The sequence below is a fragment of the Myxosarcina sp. GI1 genome, assembly GCF_000756305.1.
Lineage (GTDB): Bacteria > Cyanobacteriota > Cyanobacteriia > Cyanobacteriales > Xenococcaceae > Myxosarcina.
Map to the genome: position 1 here is coordinate 46213 of NZ_JRFE01000043.1, position 22500 is coordinate 68712.

The following is a 22500-nucleotide window of genomic DNA, read 5'->3' on the forward strand; positions in this document are numbered from 1 at the left end:
TAAGCATATCTCTATTGTTTGTCAGTGCCGCCTATCACAATTAGAACTGCGTTGATATTACAGTCTTTATATCGATTGAGTAGCCAAGATAGTGAGCGAAATACACAGCACTTGCTTAGTCATAAGCACTCTCGAATGCCAGCAGCATTAATGGAAATACCAAGAATCAAAAAACTCAAACAACCCTTTGTAGGTCAACTTATTAAGGAGTTACGACAACAACTTGACTTGACCCAAGAGGAATTGGCAAACAGTTTGGAGGTTTCTTTTTCTAGCATCAGTAGATGGGAACGGGGGAAATCAAAACCTTCGTCTGCTGCTTCAAAGCTAATCGAGACAAAGCTTACAGAGTTGGGAGAAAGAGGTGAGAAGCTGCTCAAGCAGTATGCTACCGAGTCCAATAGTTAAAGCTATAGACCCTTCCTGTTACTAAGCAAGACGGAATTTCACCATTCACTAATATCTAACACCAACGCATCTACAGATGTGTGGGGGGATACTTAGTGCCTTTTTTCTATGTAAATCCCCTTGCGCTCGATGCCTACAAGATTACTGCAACTCGACGATCTAAGACAGATCCAAACACCAGATAAAATAGCTTTTCTTTTTAGTAAGTTAGGTTATAACGCTAAAGCCAATCAACTTGATGTCAACGATTTAGAGTTACCAGCCCGTAGTACTGAAGCTACTCAAAACGCATATCTAATTGCCAATCAAGGAAATAGCGAACTGCAAGTATTGCTATTTCATCTACAGCCAGAGGAATTCAGTTCGCCTTCGGTTGCCAGTAGTCGAATGCGCTCGATCGCCAAGAGTTTATGTAGAAGACCATCCAATTTTCTGTTGCTTGGCACTAAAGATTACAACCAATTAATGCTAGTTAATCCTCGCAAGAGTTTTGACGAGCAGATGAACTTAAGAGTTGGGATTCGCAAACTGTCGATCGATCGCACCAATCCAACGAACTATGACAGAGATAGATTAGAGGCGATTGCCGTTCGAGATAAAAATCCTCTAGAACTATATCAAGCTCAGTGCGAAGCTTTTGATGTTGAGAAATTAACCAAGCAGTTTTTCAAAGGTTACAAAGAATTATTCGATCGCGTTCGACAGGTAATTAAGGATCGCAATAACCATCCTTATTTTGAAGATCGAGATCGCCTACATCAATTCGCTCAACGTTTTCTGGGAAGAATAATGTTTCTCTATTTCTTACAGAAGAAGGAATTTTTGGCTGGCGATCGCTCTTTTTTAAGTACGCAGTATCGAAAGCTAAAACTAGACGTAGAAGATAGTGATTACTATATCGAGGTTTTAGAACCTTTATTTTTTGAAACTTTGAATAAACAGCGTCCTAATGGAAATTCTCCTTGGGGTAAAATTCCCTACCTTAATGGAGGTTTATTTAATCGAGACTATGGAAAAAATATAAAAGATGCCGCAGGATTAGAGACACCAAAGGGAATAGAAATACCGAACTCCTTATTCGATCCAGGCGAGTCTAATAGCATTCTTAATTTCTTTAACAGTTATAACTTTACTGTAGCCGAAAACGTTGAAGGAGATGAAGATGTAGCGGTAGATCCAGAGATGTTGGGTAAAGTTTTTGAAAATATGCTGGAGGTAGAAGAAAGAGGCAAAAGCGGTACTTTTTATACACCTCGCGAGATTGTTCATTTCATGTGTACTGAGGTGTTGGCTCGTTATCTGTCTGATGAGACGGAAATGGATTTAGAAACGGTCAAAAAGATTATCGAGTTTGACCCCGAACAGCCAGCAGACTACTTTAAAGAATTAATATCACGCCAACAGGCGCGAAAGTTAAAGCTGGCATTACAAAGTCTTAAATGCTTAGACCCCGCTGTCGGCTCGGCTGCTTTTCCAATGGGCATGATGCAGGTAATACTAAATGCCTATCAATCTATTGCCGAACGAGAAGGGAATCCCATTCGACGAGGCAGTTTGGCAATAAATAGGCTCAAGAGAAACATTATCGCTAATAACCTTTACGGAGTAGATATTAAGCCAGAAGCGATAGAAATAGGTAAATTGAGAATGTGGCTGTCTCTAGTGGTTGATATTCCCGATATTGACGATGTAGAACCATTGCCCAATCTCGAATATAAATTAATGTGTGGCGATTCTTTAATCTCTACCATCAACGGAGAAGTTCTCATTCCAGATCCAGTAACTAATAGAGATGCAGTACAGCTTCAACTCAAAGTTACACCCATACAACAAGCAATTCAGCCTCTATTAGAACTACAGCAGCAGTATTTCGATGCTCAAACTGACGAACGTGCCGAGTTAAAAAAGAAGATATTAGAAGCAGAAGCAAATATCTTTAGAGTTGCTATTGCCGAACGCCTTAATTTCTGGAAAAGCGAAGAAGAAAAACTCAATAATACTATTAGTAAAAAAGGCAAACTTACTAAAAATACTGAAAAGAAACAAGTAGCAATAGCAGCCCAAATATCAGAATTAGATAAGTTGTCGCTCGATGTAGAAAATAAAAAGCGATCGCTCTCATTTTTTCAGTATTAAACCGCATCTACTTTGAAAACCGTAGTTTTTCTTCTTCTGGATCGAGGTGTTTTTTAACCCACAAGCGATCGCTTAAAAACAGTGGAGTAGTATTAATTAGATGCTGAAAATCAGCAACAGCAGAAATTAACTCTTGTTGTTGGTCATAACAAACATGATAAGTTATGTCTTCTCTGAGCCATTGCCAAAGATGTTCGACAGGCATAAAATCTGGGCTATAGCCAGGTAATTGTAGAAGATGGATGTCCATTGCTGATGCTGCCTCGGTGACCACTTTAGCACGATGATATGGTGCGCCATCCCAAACCACAGTTATTTGTTGCTGGGGAAATTCGACTCGCAACTTTTTGAGAACATCAATGGTATTAATTTTCTCTGCTTTCTCATAAGGAAAAATTCTGGTTTGCGCCTGATTATAGAGGTAAACACCATAAAAAGAGACTTTCTTTCTTCCAGGAGAACTAGAGCTGACCCAAAACCTTTCTCCCCGAATTGACCAACCGTAACCTTCATCGGTATCTAAATGTATATGGGCTTCATCAATATAGATAATTAATCGCTTTTGATGAAGTGCATCCTCTAATAATTCAGTAATTTGTTCGACAAATTCAGCTCTTTTGGCGGTATTGCCTTTATTAAGCAACTTCTTCGCTTTCTTCCAGGAAAAACCCATCTGCTTAAGAGTTTTTCTGACTGTCTCTCGACAACAATTTATCTTCCACTTCTGTTTCAGCCAGTGGACGAATCTTTTTAACGTCCAACGTGGAAACCCTTGAGATTTCCTCCCTCTTTCTTGTGGTGCTAATGCTGACCTTAAAAGAGCTTTCTGGATTTGATTCCCTAAATCTTTTCGCACCGTTTCGGAAAAAAAGGGTTTCTTCCTCCCGTTCTTTGATACTCGACGGCTTTGAGACCTTCTTGATTATAACGATGCACCCATTCCATTACTGTTTGGGGATTTCTTCGGGTTTGTTCCCCTACCTTTGTAGCACTTTTCCCTTCACTAATTTCATACAATGCCATCAGTCTCTCTCTTGTTCGAGGATGTTTGGCAGCCAATGCCTCTGTTCTTAATAACTCTTTGCTTTGATTCCAACGAGCGTAATCTACTTTTAACATCAAATCGATCTTATTTTTCTTCTCTTAATCAGCCTATTTGATTTTGAGCCAAAACTCCAGTTTTCAAACTGGACGGGGTTTACCTACATTTTCGAGATGTTTTTGAAGTAAAAGGCGGGTTTGATATTGTAATTGGTAATCCTCCTTACGTAAGACAAGAGCAAATAAAAGAACTAAAACCAGCCCTAAAAGAAGAGTATGAATGCTATACGGGAGTTGCCGATCTCTATGTTTACTTCTTTGAAAAAGGGTATCGGTTACTAAGATCGGGTGGTGTGCTAACTTACATTTCCTCCAATAAATATTTCCGTTCTGGTTATGGTGAGAAGCTACGCGAGTATTTGGGAGAACGGGCGACGGTACGGTATTTAATTGATTTTGGAGATGCTTCTGTTTTTGAAGCGATTGCTTACCCTAGCATTATCCAGGTTAGCAAAGCTAAATCAGAAGATTGTCAAACTCGTATTTTGAATTGGGACAAAGAACAACCCCTCAGTGAATTTGCTAATGTTTTTAAAACCCAAAGTTTTTACATCGCTCAACAACAACTAACTTCCGATGGCTGGCGGTTGGAATCTCCCGAAGTGCTGCGGTTGTTGGATAAGCTACGGAATGCTGGTACACCATTAGGGAAGTATGTAAATGGAAGGTTTTATTACGGTATTAAAACTGGATTGAATGAAGCTTTTGTAGTCGATCGAGCCACACGCGATCGCCTAATTGCCGAACATTCATCATCGGCTGAAGTATTGAAGCCGTTTCTGAGAGGAAGGGATGTAAAAAGGTGGAGTGTAAACTTTGCCGAACAATATTTAATCAAAATAGAATCTTCTGAAAACAAACAACATCTTTGGTCTAATAAATCGGATAAAGAAGCTGAAAAGATTTTTGCTAAAACTTATCCAGCTATTTATGCTCGGTTTGAGTTATTTAGAGAAAGGTTAGTTAAACGCTGCGATCAAGGTAAATACTTTTGGGAATTAAGGTCTTGTGCTTATTGGGATGAATTTGAAACCCCTAAAATTATTCTTGGTCGTTTTATGAATGTAGCGACATTTGCTTTTGATAAAAATAATTTTTTACATAACGATGCTCTTTATACAGTTTCGAGAATCAACGAATATGTTGCAGCTATTTTAAATTCTTCAATAGGGTGGTGGTTTCTTAGTCATATTTGTACTGATTTACAAAATGGCTACTTACAAGCTTACAGAGAAAATCTTTTTCAAATTCCAATTTCTAAAGCTTCAAAAAAAGAGCAGAACTCTATATCTAATTTAGTTCAAAAATGCTTGAATGCTAAAAAACAAAATGTAGAAGAATGGGAAGCAGAAATAAATGATAAAGTAGCATACCTCTACGGTTTAACTGCACAAGAAATAAAAATAATAAATTTTGATTTAAACTAAATTAAATTTTTAAATGCTAATAATATATGAGCTTTAACAACAATCATAAAATATTTTTAATAGGAGTAGTTATTTTTTCTTTTTGGTTGTCCTTTAAAAATCAGAGCCAACCAAACAATAAAGTAGTAGAAAATAATTTTGTTGAAACTATAGACATAAACAAGTTTACTGGTTTTGCTGATTGGTGTAACAACAAAAATAATCTTGAGAAAAGCACGAGAAATACTATAGATGAATTACTAAATGAAGTAGATACATCAGATTGCAATTTAGCCAGTAGCAGATTACTAAAGATAAACTATGTTGTCATTTTTGGTGAAGATAACGAAAGTTTAGATTTAAGACCTTTTCAAACGCTGACTCATTTAACTAGTATTACCTTCAACCATGCTAATGTATCTGATATTCAATCTCTACAAAAATTGGATAAATTAGAATATTTAGATCTTGGAAGAAATCAGATTACAGATATAACTCCTCTTAGAAGTCTAACTGAGCTTGAGGAGTTAAAACTAGGTCAAAATAAAATTCATGACATTTCGCCAATTGCTTCTTTAGTTAATCTTAAGTATCTCGTATTAAGCGGTAATAATATTTCCGATATTACTTCATTAAAAAATCTAGAAAATATTAGAACTGTATATCTCAATGATAATAATATTACCGATGAAACTTGTCCGATAAAACCCGAATTTAAATGTATATTTTTTCTTCGTAATTAAATTCAATTGTCAAGTATAAATATGGCACTACCAGATTATATAGATAATTCCCAACATAAATTAGAGGATATTCTTAAAATATTGATTGAGAACGAACAGCAAATCGTTCTCGATATTGCTACTGGCTTTTTCCGCATTGAGGCATGGTTGCGTTTGGAAGAAGCTATGAACCGTCTTATCAACTTACGCCTTCTCATTGGGCGCGACCCTGCCATTCGTCCAGCAGAGAGCGATCGCATCGATTTAATTCGCTACTTTCGCAAAAATATTCAGCATCAGCTAGAAAATGAACCATTTAAGCAGGAATATAAAAACCAAATCGATCGACTAATAGCCTATCTACAACAGGAATATATACAAGTTAGGTTATTTGGAGCTATGGGTGAAAAATCGCAGTTTCTTCATGCTAAAGCCTATATCTTTGACCATTTTAGTATTGTAGGTTCGAGTAACTTTACCCCTTCTGGCATTAGCGGTAATACCGAATTAAATATTCTCAACAAAAACCAGGCGATCGCCCGTGATTTAAGAGAAAACTGGTTTGAGAAATTTTGGAACGACCCTAGTGTAGATCTAGATTACAAAGCCAAGCTCATTGATGCTCTTGATGCCTCTAAGTTTGGCAGCAAGCCTTATACTCCTTATCAGGTATTTCTCAAAGCACTCTACGAACTATTTAAAGATGATGCAGTTGTAGGAGAGGGGGATCGCACTTCTTTAGAATTAGCTAATTTTCAACAGGAAGGGTTTGAAAGAGCAGTTAGATTAATTGAGAAGCATAGAGGCTGTATCGTAGCTGATGCAGTTGGTTTGGGTAAAACTTATATTGGTTTGCGCGTACTAGATTATTACTTGATTAAAGACCGCCGCCCTGGTCACGTTCCTCGCGCTTTAGTAGTATGTCCCGCTCAGTTACGCGATCTGGTTTGGATTAAAAAGTTACGTGACTATAATATTTACGCTGATGTTGTCTCTCAAGAAACGGTAAGCCGCAAAGATTTCGATCTTCGTCGATATCATTACTATGACATCGTAGTTGTTGATGAGTCCCATAGTTTCCGTAATAGTGCTACAAATCGCTTTAACAATCTACTTAAATTGATTACCACTGGCAACCGCAACAAGAAAGTACTGTTGCTTACTGCCACTCCTATCAATAACAGTGTTTTCGATCTATACCATCAGATTTTATTACTGACTCGTGGTGAGGAAACATATTACAGAGAATGGGGAATTTCCAAACTAAAAGGTTATTTCAGAGCTTTAGCTAAGGGCGAGGTTGAAATAACAGAATTGCTCTTACAAACAATGGTCAGGCGCAGTCGTCAAGATGTTATCAGGCGACAGGCAGCAGGAGAAGAAATTAGGGTCGGTGGCAAACTTATTCACTTTCCCAAGAGAGAGTTAGAGCAATTTACCTATAACTTTGAAGCTAGTTTTGCTGGACTTTATGCTGGTATTGCCGAGCGGATCGATCTACTTCAACTTGCTCCTTACAATATCAAAGCTTTTAAGAAGCGCACCTCTAACCAAGAAAAAAATGAAATCAAACGCAACGATGCTTTAGTTTCTCTCCAGAAAGCTCTTTATCTCAAACGTTTGGAAAGTTCTCTTACCGCATTTACTAACAGTATTGGCAATCAAAGGAATTTTCAAGCCAAATTTTATGAAATTTTGACGAGAGAAAAAAAATTACTAGATAGCAGGAATTTCCGTAAGTTGCTTCTCGCTACTCAAACGGATGAAGATGGAGAAGAAGCGATCGAGACTATTATTGGTGCTTTAGAAGAAGTGGAGCCAAAAGATTACCAAATCGATCGCCTGCAAGCGCAAATTCAATCCGACCTAAATATTCTCAATGGTATTCTCAAGTCCTTAGATGAAATTCAGCAGTCGGTAGAAAATCTTCAGGATTACGATCGCAAATTAGTAGCATTCAAGGAGTTGCTATTAAATAAACTCAAAGGTCAAAAGATTCTAGTATTTAGTTACTACAAAGACACTGCAAAGTATTTGTACGAGCAATTAGTTAGCGATCGCGAGTGGCTGATTCAAATGAGAGAGCCAGTAATCGAACTGATCACTGGTGACAGTTCTGGAAAACATCGCGAAGAAAAGGTCAAGCGTTTTGCTCCCAAAGCCAATCATCAGCATCCTGAAGAATTGGGTATATTGCAGCAGAATCCAATTGATATTCTCATTTGTACTGATGTATTGTCGGAAGGACAAAATTTACAAGATGCAGGAATACTGGTAAATTACGATCTTCACTGGAATCCTGTCAGAATGATTCAAAGAGCGGGGAGAATCGACCGCTTGGGAACTGATTACGAGACTCTTTATGTTTACAACTGTTTTCCAGAAGAAGGTTTAGAAAATCTACTCGGATTGGTAGAACGCCTACAGCAGAGAATTGCAACAATCGATCGCGAGGTGGGACTTGACGCTAGCGTATTAGGAGAAACTATATCTGAAAAGTCTTTAGAGGAATTATATCGACTAAAACAAGCAGATACTCAGGCAGAGAAAGAAGCTATTTTAGAAGCTCTCGAACAAGCAGCAGATTTAGTATCTCTCGATGAAATGCGTTTACCTCTACTGGAGTTTATTCAACAAAAAACCGCAGAAGCAGTTGAAGAAATACCTTTAGGAATACATAGTACTCGTTACTTTAATATTCCCGATCCCAATATTCGCGATGGTGGATTATTTTTGGCTTTCCGAGCTAGAGATAAACATTTTTGGCATTTTTATCCTCGTTTTAACGGACACATTATTACCGAACCAGACAGGTTGGAGACTGACAAGCGTAAAATCTTTAGCTGGCTTAAGTGCGAAGAATCAGATTTTCCACCTCCAAATGAGTTGCCACCCGTACAGTTCGATCCTGCTATCTTTAGAGTTTTAGATACTGCAACGAGTCACTTGCTGACTTATTTTCAGCAGCAGCAGACCAGCAGCAAACTAAGACCAAAGCTCAACAAAGTCTTTCAAAAAATTAATGAGGCACTCGCGCAACCGAGTTTATTTGGACTTGAAACTGTAGATGAAGAAGCAAAAGAAAAAATATTAAATGTTATTACTACAGTCAATCTTCGCGTCTTTGAAAAAGATATCAAGTTAATTTGGAATAATTTTGTTGCAAATAAAGATTTAAATTTGCTGATTTATGAGCTTGATGAGTTTTTTATCGATAACAAGCTTTATAACGAGATTGAAGAAACAATTAATTTCAGTATTTTAGAAGTAATTAAAAGAGAAGATATACAGTTGGTTTGCTATCAATGGTTTAAGCCTAATTGATAAAAACATTGCACTATTTTAACTTGAGTAAAAGTAATGACTAATAATAATTTAATAAAGTTTGAAAATAATCAGATTCTTGTTTGTAGAATATTGTTTCATGTCTTAACTCCGCCTCTTTCTGATTTTGTCAAACAAAATTTGAGTAAAAAATCTATAGACTGGAATAACAAACTTAAAAAACGTCTCAATTCTGATAACTTTAACGGCGATGTACCTAAGTGGAACGATCCTCTGGTTTTGTTTAAAATTATTGACTATTGCTGGGATACTTTTTGTATTGAAAGCGGATTCGATCGCACCGAACGCAGTATAGTAAACGAGTTACGTGAGGTTCGCAATTTCTTCTCACATAATGAAATACATAGATTTAACTATGATTTTACTTATCGTGCCTTGCACAGTACTGAATTGTTGCTAATCGCTATTAATAAGCTAGAAGAGGCAGAAAAAGTTAAACAGCAGCGAAAAGAATTAATCGAGCCAAACTACACACAATTATCCGAACTAACCAAAAAAAGTATTGAGGCAGAGATTGACTGGCGCATAGTTAGTCGCAATGTGTTAGAAGCACAAAAATTCGATCGCTTAACTAGTAATTCTTTAACAGCAATTGATGGAATTGAGTTAGAACGAGATGAGGTGTATGTTCCTTTAGGAATAGTAGAACGGAAACAAAGGCAAAAACGCGATTGCAACGAAGGAGAGCCAGAAAGAGGTTCGGAGTTATACCAGGAAAAACTAATTCCCATTGAAAACAAACAGTTTTTCGAGCAAATTGCTTCTAAAAATAAACCCATTGCCATTATTGGCGAGCCAGGAGCAGGTAAAACTACTCTTTTACAACAGATAGCTAGCTGGATTTTAAAAGAAGATACTGATAGTACACCAATTTGGCTCTCATTAAGTGAGATGGGTACAAAATCGCTAAGAGATTATTTGTCAGAAGATTGGCTGAGAAACGCTACTCAGAAGTTCGTAGTTTCTTCTGAATTAAAAGAAGCATTTGGAAAACTAATAGAGAGTGGTAAAGTGTGGCTGCTACTCGATGGAGTAGACGAAATGGCAGTAGATAATCCCTTGCAGCATATTACCTCACAACTAAGTGAAGGTTGGATAAATAATGTACGGGTAGTATTAACGTGTCGTCTTAATGTTTGGGATGCTAATAAAAATGCCCTTTATGACTTTGATGTTTACCGCAATCTAGATTTTGCTTCCGAACAGGTTGACGAGTTTATCGGTAAATGGTTTGAGAAGAGTGACACTCAAAAGGGAAAAAACTTGCGCTCGCTTCTCAAACAACCAGGAAAAGAACGCATTAACGATTTAATCAAAAATCCTCTACGTCTGATGTTGCTATGTTATTCCTGGCAACAGCAAAATAGTTTGAGCCAAGAGCGGCTTCCTACAACTAAGGCAGAATTGTACCAGCGGTTTGTTAGCTCTTTTTATAATTGGAATCAGGGGAAAGTCAGAGAAAGATTTAGCCAAACCGAATTAAATGTTGCTTTAGGACAGCTAGCACTACAGGCAATAGATAGAAACGAATCGCGTTTTCGCTTACGTGAAACTTTTATTAGTCAATATTTAGAAGAATCTTTGTTTGAGGTAGCACAAAATCTAGGCTGGCTCAATCAAGTGGGTGTAGCAGCAGAAAATCCTACTGAAAAAGTCTATGCTTTCTATCATCCTACTTTTGAAGAATATTTTGCTGCTAGTGCGATCGATAACTGGCATTTTTTCTTAGACCACGTACCTACTAATCCCTCTCAAGGAAAATATCGTTATCTCGAACCGCAATGGCAGGAAGTAATGTTGTTATGGTTTGGAAGAAAAAATATTTCCGTTGATAAAAAAGACAAATTAATTAAAGCTTTAATGGAGTTTAGCAATTTATGTTTTCAATTATATGGCAAATATAACTACTATTCAGCCAAAACATACTTTGTAATGTCGGCTATAGCTGCCGAATTCAAAGAAAATAAATTTAATATAAAAATTTTTGAAAAAATTATTGGATGGGTATATGGTTATTTTGATGGAGAAACTGAGGACTGGGTCGAAGCTCCTAGAAACTTGATAAAACTTGCCGAACAAGCATTAAAACAAGCGGACAGAAACATTGTTTTAGAGGCTTTATTAAATACAGTATATTGGTGGGAAATTGACAATTGTAAAGAACGTAAAGTATCCTTTAAGCATTTTTGGTATTTGAATGAACTCGCTCCCAAACATGAAGTAGTTACCGAACATCTAATTCATTGGATAGACAATGTTTTCATTTGGAAAAAATTAGTTGAAATAGATTGCGAATTTGATATTCACGAGCCACCAAACTTTTCAGAAGAGTATTTTCCGTTTTTTAAAATAAAAGTTGGCAATTCGGAGATTATCAAAGCTATAATACGTTTTCTTAATGTTGGCTATGATGGAATTGTCAAATTAAGAAACTATCGTAAGTATAAAATTTCCAAGGAAACAGAACAACTTCCTTCACTTGAAGAAATGCCTTTATATGTAGAAGATGAATTAGGACAAAAATGTTTAAATAGCGAAAGATGGAAAATAGCTCTCGAACAAAGTGTAATAAGAGAAGAAACTTTAGAAGAAAAAAATCTTAAGCGGCAATTTGGTTTAGATGAGAAATTAGAAAAAGCCGCTGAAAGTTTTGATGCAGCAGGCGATACGTTAGCTAGAGTTGCAATAAGTAATAGTGAAGTAACTAGGTTGCTGATCGATATCTTAGAAAAAGAATTAAGTTTTAATTTTAAAGAAAAATTATATATCAAAATTATTAATTGGTTGAATATAATTTCTTCAAAAAACATCGAAGCTATTCAACTTCTTTCTAATTATATTAGCAACTCAAACGATTGGTTATTAAAATACGAAGCCGCTAAAGCTTTAAAAAGACTCGATTCTAAAAATACTATTGTATGCAGAACTTTAGACAAAGCTTTATACAATTTGTCTGATGAAAAAATTAAAACTGAAGTTGCTACAGAATTAATTGAAGTAAACTCAAAACATTATCAATCTCTAGAAATTTTGTTTGACTTTTTACGTCATACTTCTTTTAATAGTAGATTTGAAAGAGAAAATATTCCAAGAATACTAACAAATTTGTCTAAAATAGCTGTTACTAACAATAGTATTTTAGAAAGATTAATAAAGCTAGTAAAAAAGAATTGCAATCAAGATATTTGCAGTGAAGTTATTCAAAAAATCTCTGAAAATGTTGCTTTTGAAAAAATATATGAGAATTTGGTTATTTTGCTGAATGAAGATTTAAATAAATCTGTTCGTAAAACAATTGCTTTGACTTTAATAGATAATATTTCTAGTTGTATCGACCGTTTGCCAAATTGTAATAAAGTTCTCGATGACTTGTATAATTACCCTGATACGTTAATTCGCTGTAGAGCAGCTTTAAAAATTCTAGAACTTGATTCCAGAAATATTCAAGTATTACAGTTTTTACTTGATTCTTGGGTACAAGCTAAGAATGCAACTCATGGAACTGTGGTCGAGCCAGATAAATTAGAAGAAAATTTACTCAAAAACTCAAAGATAACAGAGTCTTTAATTGAAATATTACAGAACTTAAAATATGAAAGTAACTTTGACACAGAACTTTCAAAAAACAATTTTACTTCTATTCTTAGTTTACTAGCTCAAAGCGGTTATCAAACTTATAATGAAGAAGCAATTGCTGTTTTGACGGAATTGCTTGAAAATACCAATAATTTAAACCTTTGCTTTGATATTGCTTGTACTTTAGGTTGTATTTCACCAAACAATTCAAAGGCTGTTAACTTACTAATCGGCATTTTAGAAAATAATTCAAGTTTAGAAATCCGAAAATCTTTTATTATCAGGAAACTAGGTTTAATTAGTATAGCAAATCAAGCTGTAGTTGATGTTTTGCTCAAAATGATAGTCGAACAGAACGAAAAACTGACCCATACTATTGTAAACAGTTTGATTAAAAACATTGCCGAACCACAGTCTTATCAAACAGTTTTTATATTAAAAGAATATTCATCTATAGAAAAAGAAAACGCTAAGTTAGATAAAATCTTTTGGCACTGCGCTCAAACTATGTCATATCCCGAATTTCATCGAGCTTGGCACAATTCTCAAATTCCTTCCCATCAAGAAATGTCAGAATTTGAAGGTGTCGGTGCTAACTCGTATATACTAGCTTTAAATTTAGAGAACCTGCCTCTTGAGCTTTTAAGTTCAATTGATAAAGATGACATTTTTAAAGACCGCATTCAATTAATTTGTATTAATCAAAGACAAATAAGCGATCGCAATAATCCTGCTGTTGAAATCTATGACCAAATGCTTGATTGGAAATGTCCGCTAAGAGATAATGGCGAACCAGAAACTATGCCTTTACTTAAGTCTTATTGGCATTCGCTACAGCGCAATACGGACAAACTAATAGTTTTAGTATTTTACGATTCAACTGCGTTAGAAACAGAATGGACGGGATTTAGTCAAAGTATACTAGATCCTTTGAATACCTTTGAAGGTGCAATCTGTGTCATTACTGACCAACCTACAAGCAAATTAAAACAATTTTCCCCAAGTTCGCCAAATTTGATTGAAAATCTCATGGGGTGGATGAGAAAAGTTCATTTGGAATCTTAGTATTTTCTCAAAAAACATTATGCTAATTGTAAAACAATGTTTTTTAGGGTGTTGCTAATTAGGTAATAGTTTAATATTCATGACATCTACAATCAGGATTTTCTGTAGACAGTTGCAGCCAAATTATTACACACTCATCAATGCCAAGATACAGCAATAGGGAATGCCAATTAAAATGGTGTTTTTTTACAGTGGATAGCGATCGCGGAGAATGGGTAGTAGTAGTAATTCTCCGCGATTTAAAGTCGATGTTTCCACTGCCACCTCACATTTATACCAGTTGTTAATTAATAACCACAATCTAACTTTGCAGATTAGTTCTTCGGCTGTGCCTGACAATAAATGTTTTGCGGGGCGCGATTAAAGTATTTAAATAAGGCTGGACATAACCAACCTTCAAGATCGTATTGTTGGCAATAGTACCAGTTGCCACCATATTCTTCTGACTTCCAGGCTAATTTTAGATCGTAACCAGGGAAAGGAGTCTGAGAAAAAATGAGTTTAAATCCTTCCTTAGCATTAGCTAGTTCTTTGTTCTCAACTAAAAGATCGATTATTTCTGGGATTCCATTTACGCTCGCGCTTCGSGAGCCGACGTTGCAAATGCAACGGCGATGCCCTCCAGGGCATGTTCTTGCTGTAATCCCACTGTAGAGTCGTCAAAAACCCAAGTATTGTGCAATTTATAGGGAAAAATTACCATTAGCGAATTATTCATAATTAATATCTTTAAACGAATTAGGTTTCCAGGTATTTTCTAGTTTGCCCAATGTAGTTTCTTAAATAACGTTTTAATTCAATCAAAGCTTTTGGCAATTATTTACGTTCATTAGAGCAAATTATTACTGAAGAGAGATGCTGTGGCGATCGCTCAAATCTTTGTTTCGATAATTCCCAAGTTTAAGAGTGAAGTTTTACCTGCTACAAGTAATTCCTTGTTTCTTTTTGATAGTCTTTTAAGATGATATTCGGCACGAGAAGCAGCCGATTTGTTTCCTATTTCACTGCTGAAAACTAACTGTAGGGGATGTTTATTTCTGGTATATTTAGCAGCTTGGTTACTGCCCGATTGGTGAACCTTAAAACGTTTGGGGACATCATTGGAAATCCCTGTATAAAGAGAATTGTCGCAACATCGAATTATATATACAGACCACATAAATTAATTAAATCAGGACTTACGCAGTTGAACAAAATTTCGCTGTTTGAGCAGCAAGTCTGTAACGGTAAATCAAGGTTTTCAGTACTGAAGTGCGCAAGTCCTGTAAATGAGTAATTGCGATTAGCTGCGTGACTTGGGCTTTGCCGATAAGCGGAAGCGCAACGCAAGTCGTAGACTCAGCTTGCGTGGCTAGCGATCGCTGACTATTGTTAAGCATATATCTATTGTTTGTAAGTGTCGCTCATCATAGCAAGAACTGTACTTGAATTACAGCCTTTATATCGATCGAGTAGCCAAGATAGTGAGCGAAATACACAGCACTTGCTTAGTCATAAGAGGACACGGATGCTTTCGGCTAGAAAGCACCGTGAGATGTCCGTGCTGTCTTGAATGCCAGCAGTATTAATGGAAATACTAAAAATCAAAAAGCTCAAGCAACCCTTTGTAGGTCAATTAATTCGAGAACTGCGGCAGGTTTCAGGATTAACACAAGAGGAATTGGCAAACAGTTTGGAAGTTTCTTTTTCTAGCATCAGTAGATGGGAGCGAGGGAAAACAAAGCCTTCATCTGCTGCTTCAAAGCTAATCGAGACAAAGCTTACAGAGTTGGGAGAACGAGGTGAGGAGTTGCGATTGGCGATTGCGTAGCAAGTCCTTCGGACTCAGCCAGCGCGCAGAGCGCGATCGCAGTATTTGTCTAAATAAATAGTTTCATTATCAAAACCCTACAAATAAAGTAAATAATTGATGGAGTTAGTAGTATGGATTTTTTCCCCTACGAACCATTTGACGATAATCAAGCTCAGAAAAAAGTTTGGGAATGGCTGAAAGGAGCTTTTAAAGATGAAGAAGGAGTAGCGTATTATCGATATCCAATTTTTACTAGGACTGGCAGACTTAATCGTGAACCAGACATTCTCATGTTGCATCGGAAGTTGGGGCTATGGGTAATCGAATGTAAGGGATGCTCTATAAACAATATCAATAGTATTCAAGGGCATGAATGGCAGATGAAGAACTGGTATCGAGAAACTGATACGCCAGTTGCTCAGGCAGAAGATGAAATGTTTGCTATCAAAAACAAATTGACAGAACGTAGAGAAACTCGCGGATTAGTATCTTCTTTTAATTTTCGAGTAGCACTTCCAAACGTTAGACAGAAAGAATGGGAATCAAAAGGATTCGGGCAACTACCATCTACTCAAGGAGTGGTATTAGTTTATGAGAGTCTGACTTCAACAGCTTTGAAGAAAAAGCTAACTGAAGATTCAGAAAATCGTCAACAAAAATTAAGCGATCGCGAGTGGGAGTTGGTTAAAGGAGTTTTAGGGGGAATCTTACCATCAAGAGAACCTCGTGATATTCCTACAGGAACACCACCAAATAATCCTCTTAGAGTTATTCAAAATATTGAATCTAGACTCAAAATATTAGATGAAACTCAACAGAAAATTGCTTTTGAAGTACCGAGTGGAGCGCAACGTCTTCGTGGTTTAGCTGGAACTGGAAAAACTGTATTGTTAGCAAAAAGAGCAGCAAAAATTTATATTAAACATCCTGATTGGACAATTGGTTTTATCTTTTTCACTCGTTCTTTATACGACCAAATTCTCGAACTTATAGCTTGTTATCATCGAGAAATGCACCCTGAAAATCAAGAACCAGACTGGACAAAACTGAAAGTGCTGCACGCTTGGGGTGGAAGAGAACAAGATGGATTCTACTATAATTTAGCTTTAAGATCTGGAGTCAGACCCAAAATTGTCAACGATGTAAAACACGAGGTAGGTTATGGCTCACCTGGAGAATCTTTTGAATATATCTGTTTGTGCTTGCTTAAAGATGTAATTATTCAATTAGAAACACAACTAAAAGCAAAATCAAACAAAGAAATAAATCATGCAATATCTACAATAATTTCTTCGGAGGGCAAAGAAGTACTAGAGAAAAAAGAAATTTTTGAAAAGTTTTTTGGTCAATCAAAAAGCTTAGAGCTATTTCCTACAATATATGATTCTTTATTGATCGACGAAGGACAGGATTTGCCTCCAATATTTTATCAATTAGCTTATCAAATTTTGTCTGACCCTAAACGACTCTACTGGGCTTATGATGAGGCACAAGGAATTGGTTCTCTTCTTGTCCCTAGACCAAAAACAATTTTCGGAAATAATCCTGATGGCACACCAGTAGTTGACTTAGGCGGTAATAAGCTTCCAGATAAACCTTCAACATATAGAACGCCGCTTGTATATGAAGATGGTATTCAGAAAGCTCATAATATGAATACTTGTTATCGAACACCGCGACAATTACTGATGACTGCCCATGCAATTAATATGGGGCTATTTCGTAAAGAAGGCTCTCTACAAGGAGTTACACATAAAAAAGAATGGGAAAATTTGGGATACGAAGTTGAGGGTGATTTCAGAAGCGTTGGCAAACCAGTTACTATTACGCGATCGCTTTCTTCTAGTCCCCATCCAATCGACCAAGATGATTTCGATCTAAAAGATGCTTTAGGAACATCGCTAACTATTCAACCGTTCAATACCGAACGAGAAGAAAGAGAATGGATTGCTCGACAGGTTGCCAAAGATATCGAGCTAGGATTCGATCCTTGGGACATTATGATTACTGCTTTGTGCGGAGATTATGAAAAACCCTATTTATACGAGCTTCAGAATGCGCTAGACCAATACGGAGTTGACAGCTATATTGCTGGTGTTAATGGTAATCCCAGTATTTTCCGTAAAGATGATTGCGTGACTATATCTAACATATATCGTGCCAAGGGAAATGAAGCATGGAAAGTTTATGCCTGTCGTTTTCACTATGCAACTCAACCACTTGGATGGAAACAGGAAGAAGAACTTCACAAACGAAATGAAACTTTTGTTGCTCTGACTCGTGCGCGAGTTTGGTGTATAGCTACTGGAATAGATAGCCCAATTTTTGATGAATTACAACAAGCGATCGAGCAATATCCTAATTTCACTTTTCCTGCTTTCAATAAAACGTCATTGAAACGACTAACTGAAGATGAAAGTAATTAAATTATAGTTTTCCTCAAAAGAAAACATGAGCTTTATTCTACAGAATTTAGACAAGCATTTTGTGATGGCTCTTATAAGCAATCGTATCGTAGCACTGAGTGAAAAACACAAAATTCAAGGAATTTTTAGCAGAATTAATTCATTCAATTGGTCAGAGCAAAAACCAGTTAGAGGATGGCTTAAGCATCAGTTACTAATCAAGATTCTATTCCTGCCATTGCTTCGCTCAAACAACCCGAACAACGCTTTTATTGGCTAGAGTTTGAAGTTCAAATCTATTCATGCTGTGTTTCATTTGTTTTTATACACTTTATTAGAATAAAAAATTAAATAGCGAGCAATTAACTAAATTTGAGTTATAGTTCCAAATTGGACAAGAAATTGAGTTTATTTCATTAAAACTGTTAGATTTAAAAGATTTTAGGGAACTTTAAATAATAAAGCTTTTAAAATTATCTTATTTATGCTTCTGCCAGTAATTTTACATCCTGATGTCACTGAATTTCTTCGTACTAAAAAATTTCAGGAGGATTGGAAAAACAGTACTTGGAAATGTATAGACAAACTAAGACAGCAAAGTTTTGATGTTGGTTTAAGAGCAAAAAAGCTTAAGGGTGTTGCTAAAGGAGTATGGGAAGCTAGAATAACTAGTGCGATTCGGCTTATTTATACCTATGAAAAATCGATCGCTCCCGATACGAAACAACCGCTAGTGTATATAGCAGTTCAAGATATTTGTTTAGATCACGATGATGTTTTTCAGCGAGCCAAAGCCAGAATTAGAACTCCCGATGCACGATGGCTAGATGCCGAGGTAATTAGAGAAGTTGGTAATTTAAAAACAAACTGCGACGCGCTTTTGGAAGAAGAACTAGACGCTATTCTAGAGGCTATTGATGAAGAATTACAGATTCTTGAAGATATTACAGACGAACTGTTAGGTAATATTCAATGGCAGGTATTAGAGTCGGAATTAGATTGGCATAAAGCAATTGTCGAGCAGGATGAAAATTTGCCATTAAGACTTTCAGTAGAAGAAAGTGCTTTAGTAAATCATTATGGTAATTTATTGTTATCTGGCAGTGCTGGCACTGGTAAAACAACAGTAGGTTTATATCAGTTGCTTAAAAGCTTGGAACGTTTTGATTCTGGAAAACGGCTTTACGTAGCTTACAATCCTGTTTTAGTTAAGGAAACCTCGAAGCAATTTCAAAAAATAGTCGGTAAGAAAATTGAGGAAATCGAATCTTGGTTTCAGTTTCAGACAATTCGAGATTTATGTTCGCAGATTTTACTAAAGGCTGGCGAAACTTATCTCGAATATAACGAAGTTGACTATCAAGTTTTTGAACGATTGTATTGCCATCAATCTATTAGTAGAATTTATCCTGCTGCGTTAGTTTGGGATGAAATTCGCAGCATCATTAAAGGGTCATGTCTTAGAACTGATGCAGAAGCGTTTTCATTAACAGAATACGAAGCTTTAGGTAAAAATCAATCGTCAGTTATTGCCCCGCAAGAACGTCCTAATATCTATAAAATAGCTCAATGGTATCAAAACTATTTGAAAGAAGAGAAACGCTTTAATGAAATAGATCTAGCCAGACAAGCTCTTAAATACATCCAGCATGAGCCTCAATACTTTTATCAGATGATTGTCTGTGATGAGGTACAAGATTTAACCGAATTACAGCTATATCTATTAATGCAGCTTATTGCACCCGATGGTCATCTTGTCTTTGCTGGCGATCTTTACCAAATGATTAGTCCTAGTGGTTTTCGCTGGGAAGATTTAAAGAGTCTATTTTACTATAGCGAGCATCTTAGTATAATCAATCGACAAGTTGTCGAGAAGAAACTTCATTTTAACTTTCGTAGTGTTGACTCATTAGTTAGATTAGCGAATCAAATTTTAATATTGCGATCGCGACTATTGCTAGAAAAAATAAATGATTCCGACTATCTTGATTGCCAATCTAGTAAATCTGTCCTGATAGAAAAATCTGCGCGGTTAATTAATGCACCACCAGAAAATATTAAACCTATTGTGAAACAGCTTTATTCAGGAGATGCAGTCTTAGTTAGAACTCAAGAGCAAAAAGAAAAATTATGCACTGAGCTAGATTCTAGTTTGGTATTTACTATTGAAGAGGCTAAAGGATTAGAATTTGATACAGTTTTTTTAGTTGAGTTTTTTCTACCTCACCAAGATTTATGGTCAAAGGCTATTAAAGGCATACCTGTACTAAAAGATAAAGAGATACCCCAATTAAGGTTGGAACTAAATTTACTTTATGTTGCTATTACTCGCGCTCGTAGAATTTTAAATGTTTGGGAAGAGCGACTTTCTGTAGTTTGGAATCAAGGAGAGTTAGTAGATTTAGTGCAGCAAATAGATGCTGAATCTGTACGAATGGAGCGACTCGAATCAACAGTTCGGGACTGGCAAGAAAAAGGGCTATATTATCTGGATAATAAACGCTATCGTCAAGCCATTGAATGTTTTGAAAACTCAGGAGACGCTGAATTAAAATGGCAAGCTTCAGCTAAATTAGCTTTACAAGAAGAAGAATATACTAAAGCTGCCGAATTTTTTGTCAAGTTAGAAGATTGGCAACAAGCTGCTTCATTATTAGAAAAAGAAGCGCAGTGGAGCCAAGCTGCTATTTACTGGAGCAAAGCAGATAATACCCATAAGCAACAAGTTTGTCAAGCTCGCGCTTTAGAATTAGAACTTGAATGGGAAGATGCAGCCTTAATTTGGGAAAAACTAAACTATTCAAAAGAGGCTCGTAAATGTTGGCTAAAAAGTGACAATGAGCTTAAAAAAGTTGAGACAAGAATAGCAACTGCCAAAGAATTTGAAACTAAAGAACAATGGCAAGAGGCAGCAGAACAATACAAACTAGCCAAGCTGCCTCAAGAAGCTGCCAAACTATTTGAGCGCGATCGTAAATGGGCAAAGGCAGCAGAACAATATCAACTAGCCCGAATGCCAGAAAAGGCTATTAAATGTATCGCTAAATCTACTGAAGATATTGCTAAATATTTTGTAAACAAGCAAGAGTGGTTCAAAGCTGCTCAACAATATCAGTTAGCCCGAATGCCAGAAAAGGCTGCTGAGTATAGAGCCTGGTATTTTGTAAACAAGCAAGAGTGGTTCAAAGCTGCTCGACAATATGCGTTAGCTGGAGTGCCGATAGAAGCTGCACGACAATATGAAAAAATAAAGCTGTGGGACAAAGCTGCTCGGCAATACGAATTAGCTCAAATGTCAGAAGAGGCTATTCTCTGCAAAGCTAAGAGCTTTGAGAGCGATAAACGATGGCAACAAGCTGCCGAGCAGTACGCTTTAGCCCGAATGCCAGTAAGGGCTGCAAAATTGTTCGAGCGAGACAAACAATGGGCAAAAGCTGCCGAGCAGTATGCCTTTGCTGGAATGAACGAAGAAGTTATTTTGTGCCAAGCTAAAAGTCTTGAAAGTAACAGACAGTGGCAACAAGCTGCCAAACAATACGAATTAGCTAGGATGCCCGTAGAAGCCGATAGATGTCGAGCAAATGATTTTGAGGCTAGAAAACAGTGGCAACAGGCTGCTGTTTGCTGGGGTGAATTAGGTAATGTAAAAAGACAACAAGTTTGTGAAAATAAAGAAGTTGCTCGATGCCAAGCCAAAATTTTTGAGAATAACAAACAGTGGAAAAAAGCTAGTGAGCAGTATTCCCTAGCTGGAATGCTCAAAGAAGTTACTCTTTGCCGAGCTAAAATTTTTGAGAGCAATAAACGATGGCAACAAGCTGCCGGGCAGTACGCCTTAGCTGGAATGCCAGTAAGGGCTGCAAAACTATTTGAGATGGAAAAACAGTGGTCACAAGCTGCCGAACAATACGAACTAGCTGGGATGACAGAACAAGCTGATAATTGTCGCGAGCGACTTTTGCTTTCTTCCGAACAATTACAAATAGATAGCAAGCGTACTCAAAATATAGGATATAAAACTATAGCCGATGCTAATATAGCTATACCAAAGGTAGAGAAAATAAATATCTTAGAAGACCTATCATTTTTCAAGAGTAATAATATTTGGGGCGATCCAGAAGTTGAATTAAGTAGATTAGAACAAATTCTGCCAACTTTTAATAATATTATTGGCAATCGAGAGTATCGCCAGAAATGTCAGACACTAATTGATAATCAAGGTAAAGGCGATAGAGATCTGTACACAATGTACTTTTGGTTGCTACACGCTATGGCTTGGTATATCAAAACTAATAAACATAAATATAATTACACTCCTTCACATTTTCTGAAAATTAAGGCACAAAAAATCAAAGAAATGTCAATTAAATGCGATAATCACCAAAACTTCGTGTTTGGCTTAAATAACTACGTCAGAATCGCCAATAAATATACCAACAATGGTGCGGTAATATCGTGCAATCTTCAAACTGATGGCTTTGTGATTCCAGACTGGCTCGATCGCTAGAATTTTTGGGGTGAGTAGTTATCAAACACGATCTGTT

At 36.5% G+C, this 22500-nt stretch carries 15 protein-coding genes; 9 read left to right on the forward strand and 6 right to left on the reverse strand.

Annotated features, from left to right (window positions below):
- Positions 1-135: 135 nt before the first annotated feature.
- Together KV40_RS25750 and KV40_RS25755 are read left to right on the forward strand one after the other, a co-directional pair.
- A complete protein-coding gene (locus tag KV40_RS25750; RefSeq protein ID WP_216595723.1) occupies positions 136-408 on the forward strand; it encodes a DNA-binding transcriptional regulator in 273 nt (90 codons plus the stop codon).
- 129 nt (positions 409-537) lie between these two features.
- A complete protein-coding gene (locus tag KV40_RS25755; RefSeq protein ID WP_036487410.1) occupies positions 538-2544 on the forward strand; it encodes an Eco57I restriction-modification methylase domain-containing protein in 2007 nt (668 codons plus the stop codon).
- Between the two features lie 7 nt (positions 2545-2551).
- On the opposite strand, the gene KV40_RS25760 is transcribed toward KV40_RS25755, so the two are convergent.
- On the reverse strand, positions 2552-3400 hold the full coding sequence (locus KV40_RS25760) for an IS630 family transposase (protein WP_072013741.1): 849 nt from the start codon (positions 3398-3400) through the stop codon (positions 2552-2554).
- A complete protein-coding gene (locus tag KV40_RS25765; protein ID WP_036476788.1) occupies positions 3385-3663 on the reverse strand; it encodes a helix-turn-helix domain-containing protein in 279 nt (92 codons plus the stop codon). The genes KV40_RS25760 and KV40_RS25765 overlap by 16 nt, the downstream gene beginning before the upstream one ends.
- A 131-nt stretch (positions 3664-3794) precedes the next feature.
- Between KV40_RS25765 and KV40_RS25770 the strand changes: the two genes are divergently transcribed.
- The 4 genes from KV40_RS25770 to KV40_RS32645 are packed head-to-tail and all read left to right on the forward strand — an operon-like array spanning position 3795 to position 13759.
- Positions 3795-5072, forward strand: coding sequence for an Eco57I restriction-modification methylase domain-containing protein (locus KV40_RS25770; RefSeq protein ID WP_256381170.1), 1278 nt, complete (start codon positions 3795-3797; stop codon positions 5070-5072).
- Positions 5073-5098: 26 nt separating this feature from the next.
- A complete protein-coding gene (locus KV40_RS25775; RefSeq protein ID WP_052055965.1) occupies positions 5099-5794 on the forward strand; it encodes a leucine-rich repeat domain-containing protein in 696 nt (231 codons plus the stop codon).
- A 21-nt stretch (positions 5795-5815) separates the two neighbouring features.
- Positions 5816-9097, forward strand: coding sequence for a helicase-related protein (locus KV40_RS25780; RefSeq protein WP_036487343.1), 3282 nt, complete (start codon positions 5816-5818; stop codon positions 9095-9097).
- A gap of 36 nt (positions 9098-9133) precedes the next feature.
- Entirely contained in the window at positions 9134-13759 is a 4626-nt protein-coding gene (locus tag KV40_RS32645) for an NACHT domain-containing NTPase (protein ID WP_052055966.1), read from the forward strand.
- A gap of 186 nt (positions 13760-13945) precedes the next feature.
- On the opposite strand, the gene KV40_RS35310 is transcribed toward KV40_RS32645, so the two are convergent.
- From KV40_RS35310 to KV40_RS25795, 4 genes are all read right to left on the reverse strand, one after another.
- Positions 13946-14098 (reverse strand): hypothetical protein, encoded by a 153-nt coding sequence (locus tag KV40_RS35310; RefSeq protein WP_156114183.1) that lies wholly within the window; start codon positions 14096-14098, stop codon positions 13946-13948.
- The gene (locus KV40_RS37470) at positions 14074-14364 is read right to left on the reverse strand and encodes a DUF6717 family protein (RefSeq protein WP_371260837.1); all 291 of its coding nucleotides are present in this window, start codon (positions 14362-14364) and stop codon (positions 14074-14076) included. The genes KV40_RS35310 and KV40_RS37470 overlap by 25 nt, the downstream gene beginning before the upstream one ends.
- Positions 14331-14477, reverse strand: a complete 147-nt coding sequence (locus tag KV40_RS36420; RefSeq protein WP_216595725.1) for a hypothetical protein — start codon at positions 14475-14477, stop codon at positions 14331-14333. Before KV40_RS36420 ends, KV40_RS37470 begins: the two co-directional genes overlap by 34 nt.
- Positions 14478-14630: 153 nt before the next feature.
- A complete protein-coding gene (locus KV40_RS25795; RefSeq protein ID WP_036487345.1) occupies positions 14631-14918 on the reverse strand; it encodes a GIY-YIG nuclease family protein in 288 nt (95 codons plus the stop codon).
- A 393-nt stretch (positions 14919-15311) separates the two neighbouring features.
- Here KV40_RS25795 and KV40_RS25805 point away from each other — a divergent pair, with 393 nt between their 5' ends.
- The 3 genes from KV40_RS25805 (at position 15312) to KV40_RS32650 (ending at position 22463) form a co-directional block, all read left to right on the forward strand.
- Positions 15312-15569, forward strand: coding sequence for a DNA-binding transcriptional regulator (locus KV40_RS25805; protein ID WP_216595726.1), 258 nt, complete (start codon positions 15312-15314; stop codon positions 15567-15569).
- Between the two features lie 113 nt (positions 15570-15682).
- Positions 15683-17977 (forward strand): NERD domain-containing protein, encoded by a 2295-nt coding sequence (locus KV40_RS25810; RefSeq protein WP_036487360.1) that lies wholly within the window; start codon positions 15683-15685, stop codon positions 17975-17977.
- Positions 17978-18440: 463 nt separating this feature from the next.
- Entirely contained in the window at positions 18441-22463 is a 4023-nt protein-coding gene (locus tag KV40_RS32650; protein ID WP_052055967.1) for a UvrD-helicase domain-containing protein, read from the forward strand.
- Positions 22464-22500 lie beyond the last annotated feature (37 nt).